This window comes from Sphingomonas sp. SORGH_AS_0879, from assembly GCF_030819175.1.
In the GTDB taxonomy this organism is placed as follows: domain Bacteria; phylum Pseudomonadota; class Alphaproteobacteria; order Sphingomonadales; family Sphingomonadaceae; genus Sphingomonas.
Window position 1 is genome coordinate 1,306,264 of record NZ_JAUTBJ010000002.1, and the last position, 11,392, is coordinate 1,317,655.

An 11,392-nucleotide genomic window follows, 5' to 3' on the forward strand; every position below is an offset into this window, starting at 1 on the left:
TTCGCGGCGGTCCCCCTCCCCAAGCTCGCTTGGGGAGGATTTCGCTCTATCCCACGACGGGACACAGCCGGGCGTCGCATCGCTGCTCAAGGCGTGGCAGGATGCGGCGCCCGCTTGTTATTTCAGGATATGTCGATGCGTCTGCTTCCGTTGCTGCTGATCGGTCTGACCTCCGGCGTCGCGCTGGCTCAGGGAAGCGCGCAGCCCTTCACGGTCGGCGGGCGCGGCTTTCCGACGCTCCAGGCGGCGGTCGCGGCGATCGGCGATGGCGAGGGCACGATCCGCATCGCGCCGGGCACCTACCGCGAATGCGCGGTGCAGGGGGCGGGGCGCATCGCCTATGTCGCCGCCGAACCGGGCAAGGTGATCTTCACCCGGATCGCCTGCGAGGGGAAAGCGGCGCTGGTCCTGCGGGGGCGCGGCGCGACGGTCGAGGGCATCGTGTTCAGTCATATCGAGGTCGGTGACGGCAATGGTGCGGGCATTCGAATCGAGAAGGGCCCGCTGACCGTCAGCAATGCGATGTTCCTCGACAGCCAGTCGGGCATATTGTCCGCCGAGGATCCCAACAGCGGCGTCACCGTCGATCATTCGACCTTCTCCGGACTGGGCAACGATCCCACCGGCAATGGCGCGCATGGCATTTATCTGGGCCGCTACAAGAGCTTGCGCGTCACCGCCTGCCGGTTCGAGCGCGGGCAGGGCGGCCATTATGTCAAGACCCGCGCGCCCTATGTCGAAGTGCTGGACAGCAGCTTCGACGACAGCCACGGCCATTCGACCAACTACATGATCGACCTGTCCAACGGCGCGAAGGGGCGGATCGCGGGCAATGAGTTCGTGTTCGGCCGTGACAAGGACAATCACTCGACCCTGATCACCGTCGCGCCGGAGGGGGCGAAGAACGACTCGTCCGGCCTGGTGGTCGAGAACAACCGCGCGCGGCTGGCGCCGGGGGCGGATTTCAAGCCGGTCTTCGTCGGCAACTGGTCGGGCGAGCCGCTGGTGATCCGGGGCAATATCCTGGGCGCGGGGATCACGCCGACGGCGCGGAAATGGTAGGCGTTCCGGGCCGGGCGCGGCGAAGGTCGGGCCGGGCCCGCGCCTCGCGCGACTTGCGCGACAAATAGGTGTCGAGCCCGATCTGGGCGGCGATCAACTGATAGAGGAAGGGATTGAACGCGATCCCGACGAACGCCCCGCCCAGCAGATAGATCAGATGCGCATGCTGGAGCGCGCCCGCCAGTTGCCCGCCCCAGTGCAGCGGATCGTCCGCCTTGCGATAGCGACGGCGCAGCGACTCCATCCGCAACAGCCCGGCGATATTGATGCCCAGCCACAGGAACAGGCCCGGCCAACCCTGCTCGCCCAGCATTTCGAAATAGCTGGAATGATAGGCGCGGGCACGGTCGGTGGTGACCTTCTGCTCCACCTTGCTGTCATGCGCCGATCCCCGGACGGTCGTGATGTCATAGCGCAGGCTGTTCTGGAGATAGGCGTTGAACCCCCCGCCGAACGGATTGGAGCTGACATAGTCGAGCGTCCATTTCCACACCGCCAGCCGGGTCGAGGCGGACTCGTCCCCCTGATAGGTGCGGATGGTGTTCATCCGTTCGGTATAGGAGGCGGGGAGCAGCGGCACGACCGCCACCCCCGCGACCGCCAGCGCGCCGATATAGAGCAGGCGGCGCTTCACATCGCGCAGCATCAGGACCGCCAGCAGGCCGATGCACAACAACCCCGTCCGTGCCGAAGTGCCGACCGGGATCAGCAGGCAGGCGAAGATCAGCCCCAGGCCGAACGCCCGCACCCGCCAGTCGGGCGGGAAGATGGTACCATGCTTCATCAGCCACAGGATGACCGGGATGGCCGCCACCGCGACCGCCGAGATGATGCTGCCCTCGTACAATCCGGTATTGTTGACCACCATCAGGTTCAGCTCGCCATAGCCGCCCCCGGTGAACAGCGTCTTGATCCCCCCGACGATGACGATCGAGGACAGCGACAGGATCATGAACAGCAGCAGCGCCTCGACCCGCAATCGCGTTCGCAGGGTCAGGGGCAGGAAGACGGCGAAGGCCAGCGCCTTCCACACCCAGTCCCATTTGTCCCTGGCCTCGACCGGAAAGTCCGCGCCGAAATAGGTGGTGATCGCGCAATAGATCAGCAGCAGCAGGATCGCCCCCTGCCGCGCGGTGAAGCGGCTGTCGCGCTTGTCGTCCGCCAGCGCCCATCCCCCCAGCGCGGCGACCACCGCGATCAGCGAGATCGGCACCGTGTTCAGCAGATAATAGGTCAGCCGCTGGGGCGAGACGATATCGATATAGATATAGGCCAGCACCATCAGGAACGGGCGTCGCAGCCCCATGGCGAACAGGCTGAACAGGAATCCGATCAGGAACAGGTCACGCATCGGGGCGCCGCCCCTGTGCACGGAGCCGATCGACGCGGGAAGGGCGCTCCTCCCCCTCCTGGTCCAGATCGCGTCGGCCGAGCAGCCGCCATGCCGCGATCAGCATCAGGCCATGGGTGAGCAAAAGGGCAAAACTGTCGATCATTGCCCTTCTTTCCGTCCCAAAGCCGTCAACGTCCCCAGACGCTTATAAGCCGCCGGTTGACGCGGCGTTAAGGGGTGGCATGACAGGCAAAACGTCATGCGTATCCTGCATATTCTCGATCATGGCCTGCCGCTGCAAAGCGGGTACAGCTTTCGCACCCGCGCGATCCTGAAGGCTCAGGAGGCGGCGGGGATGACCGTCGCCGCCGTCACCGGGCCGCGCCAGGGGGCGGGGAAGGGCGGTGTCGAGACAGTCGACGGCCTGACCTTCCACCGCACGCCGGTCCAGGGCGGCGGCGCGGGGCGGCGCGGGGTGATCGGCGAGGGCGCCGGGCTGGCGGCGCAGGTCCGCGCGATCGATTCGGCGGTGAAGGCGTTTCGCCCCGACATCCTCCATGCCCATTCGCCGGTCCTCGACGCGCTGGCCGGATGGGCGGTGGCGCGGCGGCGCGGCCTGCCGCTGGTCTATGAGATTCGCGCCTTTTGGGAGGATGCGGCGGTCGGCAACGGCACCGGGGTGGAGGGAAGCGCGCGCTACCGCGTCACCCGCGCCGTGGAAAGCTGGGCCTGTGCCCGCGCCGATGCGGTGGCGGTGATTTGCGAGGGGCTTCGCGGCGACCTGGTCGCGCGGGGGATCGGGGCGGACAAGATCATCGTCTCGCCCAACGGCGTCGACCTGACCCTGTTCGGCCATCCCGTGCCGCGCGACGCAGCGCTGGCGGCGGAGTGGGGGCTGGAGGAGGCCGAGGTGATCGGCTTCATCGGCAGCTTCTATGATTATGAGGGGCTGGACGACCTGATCGCCGCCATGACGCGCCTGGTCGCGGCGCGGCCCAAGGCACGACTGCTGCTGGTTGGCGGAGGACCCATGGAGGCGGCATTGCGCGCGCAGGCGGAAGCCTCGCCAGTGGCGGATGCGATCCGCTTCGTCGGCCGCGTGCCGCATCAGGAGGTCGAGCGTTATTACGGCCTGGTCGATGTGCTCGCCTATCCGCGCAAGAAGATGCGGCTGACCGATCTGGTCACCCCGCTCAAGCCGCTGGAGGCGATGGCGCAGGGACGACTCGTGGCGGCGTCGGATGTCGGTGGCCATCGCGAGCTGATCCGCGACGGGGTGACGGGCACGCTGTTCCCACCCGACGACCCGGCGGCGCTGGCCGATGCGCTGGCGGATCTGCTGGGCGATCGCGCGATCTGGGACGCCCGGCGGGCGGCGGGGCGGGCATTTGTCGAAAAGGAACGCGATTGGGCCTCGAATATTCGCCATTACGAACCTGTTTACCAGCGGCTATTACACAGGGCGTCGACGAACAGCCTATGACCTTCACCGCCACGCCCTCTCCCTATCGCTTCGCCCCCGCCCTGATCGGTGGGGCCGTCGGTGTGTTCCTCGCCCTTCTGGTGCTGATCGCGCCGGGCTGGCGGCTGGAGATGCTGGTGGCGCAACTGGGGCTGGCCGACCTCGTCTCCGCCGCGCAGCCGCCGCTGGGGATCAAGGCCCGGTTGCTGCTGGCCGGTGTCGCCGGGGTCGGCGGTGGTGCGGTGGTCTGGGCGATCGCCTATCTGCTCTGGGGGCCGGGCGGTCTGCTGGCGCGCAAGGCCCCGGTCGAGCGCGAGGATGACGAGGATTATGTGCCCTCGGTCCGCCGTTCCGACCGGCATCCCGACGCGCCGCCGCGCCGCCCGCTCCATGCCGCCGAACTGGGCGCACCGCCGCCCCCGGCCGACGACGAGGTGATCGAGCGGACGCTGCCCGCCGATCTCGACCAGCCGCTGGCCGCCTATGACCCCGATGCCATCCTGACGACGCCGCGCGAACCGGTCCGCCCCTTCGCGCCGTTGGACGCGGAGCCGTCCGCGCCGGAACCCATGCCGATCCCGCCGATGCGCGAGCCCGAGGCCGTCGACCAGGGGGCGGCGCTGCCGCGTCCCGACCGGGCGGAGGAATCGATCGAGGCGATGCTCGAACGGCTGGAGCGCGAAACCGCTTTGCGAAAGTCGCAACGCCCGCATTGAGCCGGGGCGTTCCGCCAGGTTATGATCCCCACGCCCGTCGAAATGACGGGCCGACCCGGCGGACATCGCCGTGGCAAGCCGTGGGAGAGATCATGTTGCGAGCCATCATTCCGCTGGGCGTGGGCATCGCGCTGTTGTCCGGTTCCGTCGCGACGGCCAAATCGACCCAAAGCTATAGCTGGGGCAAACCCGGATCGTCGCGCGAACTGTTCGACAGCGGCAGCCGCGACTGCATGCTGAAAGCGGCGCGGCGGGATGTGGCCGGGGACGATGAGGCCAAAAAATATGTTCGTGGCTTCGAGGTGCTCGAACGCGAGAACAACATGCCGGCGGTGGGAAACGACTCCGTGTTCGACAAGAGCGAGCGGCAGGTCATGCTGCGGCGCATGTACCGCCCCGACCAGCATGTCGATGCTTTGCAGGCCCAGCTTCAGGATGAGGTGAATGGCTGTCTCGTCCGGTCGGGCTATACCCGCTTCGCGCTGACCAGGGATCAGGAACGCATTCTCAAGCGGCTCCGTCCGGGATCGGAGGAGCGAAAGACCTATCTCTATACCCTGGGGAGCGACGCCCGGATCGTCGAGGCGCAGAAGGTCGCCGACTGACCCAATCCTCCCTGCGCGACAGCGCGGGGAGGGGGACCGCCGCGAAGCGGTGGTGGAGGGGTGAGGCGGCCTGCCCCACCACCACGCCCTGACGGGCGCGGTCCCCCTCCCCAAGCATGGCTTGGGGAGGATTGAGGGCATCACGGATCCGAAGCCGCCCCTCCCCTTCAGGAGAGGGGTCGGGGTGGGGCCTTTCAAAGAGCCGTGCGCTGGCGGATGCGCCCCACCCCCCGGCCCCTCCCCTGAAGGAGAGGGGGATCAAGTGCATGTCTCCTGCTGCAACGTATGAAAAAGCCCGCCCGGATCGCTCCGGACGGGCCTTTTCCTACTCCAAAGGGCGAGCATCGGGCCCGCCCTCGGGAAAGCCGCTTACGCCGCGAGGTTACGCAGCACATATTGCAGGATGCCGCCGTTCAGGAAATATTCCAGCTCGTTGACGGTATCGATGCGGCACTTGGTCAGGAAGGTCTCGGTCGAGCCGTCCTTGCGGGCCAGGATCACCTCGACATCCTGACGCGGACGGAGACCCGCCACGCCCTGGATGGTGAAGGTCTCGCTGCCGTCCAGGTTCAGCGTCTCGCGGGTCACGCCCTCGGCGAACTGAAGCGGCAGGACGCCCATGCCGACCAGGTTCGAGCGGTGGATACGCTCGAAGCTCTCGGTGATGACCGCGCGCACGCCGAGCAGGTTGGTGCCCTTCGCCGCCCAGTCGCGCGACGATCCGGTGCCATATTCCTTGCCCGCGACGATGACGAGCGGCGTGCCGTCGGCCTTGTGACGCATCGCGGCGTCATAGATCGGCATCACTTCGCCTTCATACCGGGTCATGCCGCCTTCGACACCCGGCACCATCTCGTTCTTGATGCGGATATTGGCGAAGGTGCCGCGCATCATCACGTCATGGTTGCCGCGACGCGCGCCATAGGAGTTGAAGTCCTTCTTGGCGACCTGATGCTCTTGCAGGAAGATGCCTGCCGGGCTGTCGGCCTTGATCGAACCGGCCGGGCTGATGTGGTCGGTGGTGATCGAGTCGCCCAGGATGGCGAGCGGCTTGGCCTCGATGATGTCGGTGACGGGCTTCGGTGTCATCTCCATGCCCTCGAAATAGGGGCGGGTTGGCGACATAGGTCGAAGCGGCGGGCCAGGCATAGGTGTCCGATCCGGTCACCTCGATCGCCGACCACTTGGCGTCGCCCGCATAGACATTGCCGTAGCGCGAACGGAACATCTCGTCGTCGATGTTCGCATCCATCAGCGAACGGACTTCCTCGTTCGAGGGCCAGATGTCCTTGAGGTACACGTCCTGGCCGTCCTTGCCCTGGCCGATCGGCGTCTCGCGCATGTCCTGCGTGACGGTGCCCTTCAGCGCATAGGCCACCACCAGCGGCGGGCTGGCCAGGAAGTTGGCACGCACGTCGGGCGACACGCGGCCCTCGAAGTTGCGGTTGCCCGACAACACGCTCGCGGCGACGATGTCGTTGCCGTTGATCGCCTTCGAGATCGGCTCGGCGAGCGGACCCGAATTGCCGATGCAGGTGGTGCAGCCATAGCCGACCAGGTTGAAGCCGATCGCGTCGAGATCGGCGGTCAGGCCCGCCTTGTCGAGATAATCGGTGACGACCTGGCTGCCGGGAGCGAGCGAGGTCTTGACCCAGGGCTTGGGCTTCAGGCCCAGCGCGTTCGCCTTGCGGGCGACCAGACCGGCGGCGACCAGCACCGACGGGTTCGAGGTGTTGGTGCAGCTGGTGATCGCGGCGATCACGACGTCGCCGTCGCCGATGTCATGGCCACGGTCATCGACGGAAACGCGCGCGGGGGCGTCCTTCTTGTACACCTTGGCGAGGTCGGCGTTGAACACGTCGTCGACTTCGGTGAGGACGACCTTGTCCTGCGGACGCTTCGGACCCGCCAGCGACGGCACGACCGTCGACATGTCGAGTTCCAGCGTGTCGGTGAAGACGGGGTCGGCGGCATCGTCATGACGCCAGAAGCCATTGGCCTTGGCATAGGCCTCGACCAGTGCGACATTTTCGTCCGAACGCGCGGTCAGGCGCATATAGTCGAGCGTCTTGTCGTCCACGGGGAAGAAGCCGCAGGTCGCGCCATATTCGGGCGCCATGTTGGCGATCGTCGCGCGGTCGGCGAGCGTCATCGACGACAGGCCGGGGCCATAGAATTCGACGAAGCGGCCGACCACGCCCTTGGCGCGCAGCATCTGGGTGATGGTCAGCACCAGGTCGGTGGCGGTGATGCCTTCCTGAAGCTTGCCGGTCAGCTTGAAGCCGACGACTTCGGGGATCAGCATCGACACGGGCTGGCCGAGCATCGCGGCTTCCGCCTCGATCCCGCCGACGCCCCAGCCGAGCACGCCCAGGCCGTTGATCATCGTGGTGTGGCTGTCGGTGCCGACCAGCGTGTCCGGATAGGCGATGGTCGCACTGCCCTTGGCATGGTCGCCCGTCTCGGTCGAAGCCCAGATGGCCTGGCCGATATATTCCAGATTCACCTGGTGGCAGATGCCGGTGCCCGGCGGAACCACCGAGAAATTGTCGAGCGCCTTCGATCCCCACTTCAGGAATTCATAGCGTTCCATGTTGCGCTGATATTCGAGGTCGACGTTATCCTCGAAGGCCTGCGGCGTGCCGAACTCGTCGACCATGACCGAGTGGTCGATGACGAGGTGGACGGGAACCTGCGGATTGATCTTGGCCGCATCGCCGCCCAGCTTGGTGATCGCGTCGCGCATCGCGGCGAGGTCGACCACGCACGGCACGCCGGTGAAGTCCTGCATCAGCACGCGGGCCGGGCGATACTGGATCTCGCGGTCCGAACGCTGGGTCTTCTGCCAGTCGACGATCGCCTGGATATCCTCGCGCGTGACGGTCTTGCCGTCCTCGAAGCGCAGCAGATTCTCCAGCAGCACCTTCATCGAGAAGGGCAGGCGGCTGATGTCGCCGAGCTGCTCGGAAGCCTTGGCGAGGCTGTAATAATCATAGCTCTTGCCGTCGACGGTCAGCGTCGAGCGGGTGTTCAGGCTGTCCTGGCCTATCGCAGTCATGGGCGTCCCTTCTTGGTCGAGCCGGGCACGCCCAGTGGGACACGGCAGCTTCAGCCGCGAGCAGGCGCGCCGGGGATAGATCCGGTTGACACGCGCGGCCTTAGCAATGGGTTGCCTCAGAGGGAAGGGTGTGCGCGTGCGAAAGCCCGACGAAACGGAGGCAAGGCGGATCGACTGTCCCGGTGCCCGGTCGCAAGTGCCGAAAATGCGTGGAACAGGCACGCCGAATGACGGGTTCAGCCATCATGAATGGAGTTCGGACGATGCGCGGCCTGAAAGTGACACGATTTCCTATGCCTGCGCCGTGTCAAAATGCCGCGTGCCGCGAAAGCACGCTCGGGCGGAACGGCCAGGCCCCGATAGGACGATGCCAATGACGCGCGATCGGCCGCCGGCGCCGCGCCGCCCCGATCCGATCGTCGCGGTCGGCCTGCTGACCCAGCGCGACCTCGACGTGCTGGGCTCCGGCTTCCGCCGGTCCTTTCCGGTGGAGGAGGACGCCGCCTTCGACGATCTGCTCCGCGCGCTCGATTCGATCGAGGCCATCAAGATGCCGGGCAAGTCCGGCTCATAAGTTTTCGACAGAATCGTTAAATCGATTAACCTTGTTTCTCAGTAGTTCGAACGCGCCCGGAACGGACGCGGAAGCGCTTGGCGACGACCCTTAGTCGCGGCTAGGGCGTCGTCATGCCTGGACGGATCCTCCGGCGTGGCCGGAAAACGAGATGACCCCCGAACGTTTCGCCCTTCTTACCCGTCGCCACCGCCAATGCCTGCGTGGCGTGAAAGCACTCATGGGGTCCAAGGAAATCGCCGCCGAACTGGGCTTGGGCAAATCCACGGTCGACAGCTATCTGGCGGAGGCGGTGCGCCTTCTGGGCGCGCGCAACCGGCGTGAGGCGGCGTTGGCGCTGGCCGAGTTCGAGGCCCAGGATTCCGACCAAGATACGGAAAAGCCTTCGGAAACCGACCCCAGTAAAATCATACCCGATTCTATGGGGCTGTCGTCCGAACCGAACCCCGTGCCAAGGCCGACCGCACCGGATGGGAGTACGGTCGGTGGGGCGGTGCAGGACGGCCATGTCCACGCATCGCCCCGCTTGCCCCTTCCTTTCCGGCGGCGAGGCCAGCTTCGCAACGACATGACGGTGGCCGAAAGGCTGTTATGGGTTTCCGTGATCGCCATCGCGCTCGCCGTCGGATTCGGCATGCTGGCGACGGGGCTGGACGTGATGGCCCGCGTCATCGGTCGGATGTCGCACCTTGCCGGTTGAACATGATTCGCCGCGCCTCCCTATCCGGGGTGCGGGATTCGGGAACGGGTTGAGGCGCGCGATGACGGCAGGGCATGACGCGGGGGGCCAGGTGGCTCGCCTGTTGGGGCAGCTGGAAAATGATCTGGACGCCGCCTTCGCGACGGCCGGCGCGCTGGCGGCGGCGTTGCCCCAGGGGCGGGCGGAGGCCCGGCTGTCGGCGGTCGTCGGGCAACATGCGCTCGAATTGCTGAACCGGGCGGCGCAGACGATCGGTCAGGGCGGCGATCATAGCGTGCAGAGCCCCCGCACTGGGGAAAAGCCGAGCTTCGATGCGGACGATCATGGCGACGACCGCGCCAAGCGACGCGAAGCGACGGGCCTTGATGTCCGGACGCCCCCGCGCGTCGCGGCCTGAGGATCACAGCGGCGAAATGCCCGATTCCGCCTCATCCCTGCGGCGCATGCCGTGATTCACGTCTATATCTTCAACACTCTACAGGCCGTGGTATGCCTCTACGCGTTGCTGCGCGGCGGGCGGCCCGAACGATGGACCGCGATCATGTTGTTCGTCGCCTCGGTGGCGACCTACCTCGTCCCTTTCGACCCGGCGACCAGCTTTCGTTCGGTCGATATGGCGGGGCTGGTCATCGACCTGGCGCTGATGGCCGGATTGGTGGTCGTGGCGGCTGTGGCCAATCGGTTCTGGCCTTTATGGCTGGCGGCGCTGCATCTGCTGGCCATCGGCGTCCATGGGGTGCGCGGCCTCGATCCGGGGCTGATGCCGTGGATGTATGCGGTGGCGGCGGGCAAGCTGGCATATCCGATGATCCTGGTGTTGGCACTGGGCGTGATGCGGCACCAGCGGCGACTGGCGCTGTACGGGCACGACCCGGACTGGAGCCTGTCGTGGCGGGAGCCGCGCGATGACGTCTGACCTGCGCCTGCTCCACTGGCCGGAGGAGGATCGCGCCAGCTTTACCCAGTTCACCGCCGTCATGACCGACGTTCAGGCGCGGATCCAGGCGATTTCGGGCGAGGCGAGCGGCGTGCCCGTGCCGCGCCCGCCCCGTGTGCCGACTCCGCGCGAATGCGCCGCGATGATCCTGCGCCATCGTCGGCACGTCCGGGCTATGGCGGGCCCCGATGGCGACCTGTTCGGCGATCCCGCCTGGGAGATCGTGCTGGCCGTGTATGTCGCGCAACACCTGCAAGAGGATGCAGCCATATTGGACGCGGCGGGCTTGCCGGGCGACGGCGTGGCGGGCACGCGGTGGATCGACCTGCTGATCGCGCGCGACTGGATCGAGCGGTACGAAGACGGTCGCCTCAGCGCCACGGCCAAGTGCCGGGCGATCCTGGAAGCTTATTTCCAGCGGCTGTGATCGAAAGGCGGCCCGGCCGGAAGCCGTGCAACTCTCGGGGGCCCCAAGGGTTCAATTCGAACGGTAACGGGCAAGGAGATCATGACATGGCCGACGAATTCGGAAATGGCGGCGGTGCGGGTGCCATCGGCGGCGATATGGGCGCTGGTGCCTTTACCGACCGGATGAAGGGCGCGGGCGAAGCGATGCAAGCTTCGGGGCAGAAGATCGCGGAAGGCGGATCGGCCGTGACGCTCAAGATGCTGGATCAGGCGGAAACCAATGCACGCGAAGCCTTTTCGGCGATGCGCGCGGCGGCCTCCGCCAAGGACCTGTCCGATGTGATGCGCATCCAGACCGATTTCCTGCGGGAACAGGGCACCCGCTCCATGTCGCAGGCGCGCGAGATCGGCGAGATGATCGTCCAGTTCGGGCGTGACGCGGTCGGAGCGGTTCGGTCCAGGCAGGACCAGGGGTAAGGCATTCTGACTTCCACCCCTCCCTCTCTCGTAAGGAGAGGGAGGGGGTGATGGTGGTGG

At 66.5% G+C, this 11,392-nt stretch carries 12 protein-coding genes and 1 pseudogene; 10 read left to right on the plus strand and 3 right to left on the minus strand.

Annotated elements, in window-relative coordinates; genetic code table 11:
* Positions 1-135 precede the first annotated feature (135 nt).
* Complete coding sequence (locus QE379_RS06970) at positions 136-1,062, plus strand: right-handed parallel beta-helix repeat-containing protein (RefSeq protein WP_306999165.1); 927 nt, start codon at positions 136-138, stop codon at positions 1,060-1,062.
* Here the strand turns inward: QE379_RS06970 and QE379_RS06975 are convergent.
* The gene (locus QE379_RS06975; RefSeq protein ID WP_306999167.1) at positions 1,037-2,413 is read right to left on the minus strand and encodes a putative O-glycosylation ligase, exosortase A system-associated; all 1,377 of its coding nucleotides are present in this window, start codon (positions 2,411-2,413) and stop codon (positions 1,037-1,039) included. The two genes, QE379_RS06970 and QE379_RS06975, sit on opposite strands and share 26 nt — an antisense overlap.
* On the minus strand, positions 2,406-2,558 hold the full coding sequence (locus tag QE379_RS06980) for a hypothetical protein (protein ID WP_306999169.1): 153 nt from the start codon (positions 2,556-2,558) through the stop codon (positions 2,406-2,408). The genes QE379_RS06975 and QE379_RS06980 overlap by 8 nt, the downstream gene beginning before the upstream one ends.
* Before the next feature lie 96 nt (positions 2,559-2,654).
* On the opposite strand from QE379_RS06980, the gene QE379_RS06985 reads away from it, so the two are divergent.
* From QE379_RS06985 to QE379_RS06995, 3 genes are all read left to right on the plus strand, one after another.
* On the plus strand, positions 2,655-3,878 hold the full coding sequence (locus tag QE379_RS06985; protein WP_306999171.1) for a TIGR04063 family PEP-CTERM/XrtA system glycosyltransferase: 1,224 nt from the start codon (positions 2,655-2,657) through the stop codon (positions 3,876-3,878).
* Positions 3,875-4,573, plus strand: coding sequence for a hypothetical protein (locus QE379_RS06990; protein ID WP_306999173.1), 699 nt, complete (start codon positions 3,875-3,877; stop codon positions 4,571-4,573). The genes QE379_RS06985 and QE379_RS06990 overlap by 4 nt, the downstream gene beginning before the upstream one ends.
* A 92-nt stretch (positions 4,574-4,665) precedes the next feature.
* A complete protein-coding gene (locus tag QE379_RS06995) occupies positions 4,666-5,178 on the plus strand; it encodes a hypothetical protein (protein ID WP_306999175.1) in 513 nt (170 codons plus the stop codon).
* 369 nt (positions 5,179-5,547) lie between these two features.
* Here QE379_RS06995 and acnA read toward each other — a convergent pair.
* A pseudogene (gene acnA / locus QE379_RS07000) lies at positions 5,548-8,236 on the minus strand (aconitate hydratase AcnA).
* 373 nt (positions 8,237-8,609) lie between these two features.
* Here acnA and QE379_RS07005 point away from each other — a divergent pair.
* The 6 genes from QE379_RS07005 to phaP all read left to right on the plus strand — a co-directional run bounded on the left by QE379_RS07005 (position 8,610) and on the right by phaP (position 11,332).
* Complete coding sequence (locus tag QE379_RS07005) at positions 8,610-8,810, plus strand: hypothetical protein (RefSeq protein ID WP_306999177.1); 201 nt, start codon at positions 8,610-8,612, stop codon at positions 8,808-8,810.
* 151 nt (positions 8,811-8,961) lie between these two features.
* A complete protein-coding gene (locus tag QE379_RS07010; RefSeq protein WP_306999179.1) occupies positions 8,962-9,510 on the plus strand; it encodes a helix-turn-helix transcriptional regulator in 549 nt (182 codons plus the stop codon).
* Positions 9,511-9,601: 91 nt separating this feature from the next.
* A complete protein-coding gene (locus tag QE379_RS07015; RefSeq protein ID WP_306999181.1) occupies positions 9,602-9,907 on the plus strand; it encodes a hypothetical protein in 306 nt (101 codons plus the stop codon).
* A 51-nt stretch (positions 9,908-9,958) separates the two neighbouring features.
* On the plus strand, positions 9,959-10,426 hold the full coding sequence (locus QE379_RS07020; RefSeq protein WP_306999183.1) for a hypothetical protein: 468 nt from the start codon (positions 9,959-9,961) through the stop codon (positions 10,424-10,426).
* On the plus strand, positions 10,416-10,874 hold the full coding sequence (locus QE379_RS07025; protein WP_306999185.1) for a hypothetical protein: 459 nt from the start codon (positions 10,416-10,418) through the stop codon (positions 10,872-10,874). The genes QE379_RS07020 and QE379_RS07025 overlap by 11 nt, the downstream gene beginning before the upstream one ends.
* An 86-nt stretch (positions 10,875-10,960) precedes the next feature.
* Entirely contained in the window at positions 10,961-11,332 is a 372-nt protein-coding gene (gene phaP, locus QE379_RS07030; protein ID WP_306999187.1) for a phasin family protein, read from the plus strand.
* Positions 11,333-11,392: the final 60 nt, after the last annotated feature.

Bases quoted from the DNA above. Each gene is read 5' to 3' on its own strand.
- QE379_RS06970 (WP_306999165.1), top strand. From the start codon at position 136: ATGCGTCTGCTTCCGTTGCTGCTGATCGGTCTGACCTCCGGCGTCGCG.
- QE379_RS06975 (WP_306999167.1), bottom strand. From the start codon at position 2,413: ATGCGTGACCTGTTCCTGATCGGATTCCTGTTCAGCCTGTTCGCCATG.
- QE379_RS06980 (WP_306999169.1), bottom strand. From the start codon at position 2,558: ATGATCGACAGTTTTGCCCTTTTGCTCACCCATGGCCTGATGCTGATC.
- QE379_RS06985 (WP_306999171.1), top strand. From the start codon at position 2,655: ATGCGTATCCTGCATATTCTCGATCATGGCCTGCCGCTGCAAAGCGGG.
- QE379_RS06990 (WP_306999173.1), top strand. From the start codon at position 3,875: ATGACCTTCACCGCCACGCCCTCTCCCTATCGCTTCGCCCCCGCCCTG.
- QE379_RS06995 (WP_306999175.1), top strand. From the start codon at position 4,666: ATGTTGCGAGCCATCATTCCGCTGGGCGTGGGCATCGCGCTGTTGTCC.
- QE379_RS07005 (WP_306999177.1), top strand. From the start codon at position 8,610: ATGACGCGCGATCGGCCGCCGGCGCCGCGCCGCCCCGATCCGATCGTC.
- QE379_RS07010 (WP_306999179.1), top strand. From the start codon at position 8,962: ATGACCCCCGAACGTTTCGCCCTTCTTACCCGTCGCCACCGCCAATGC.
- QE379_RS07025 (WP_306999185.1), top strand. From the start codon at position 10,416: ATGACGTCTGACCTGCGCCTGCTCCACTGGCCGGAGGAGGATCGCGCC.
- phaP (WP_306999187.1), top strand. From the start codon at position 10,961: ATGGCCGACGAATTCGGAAATGGCGGCGGTGCGGGTGCCATCGGCGGC.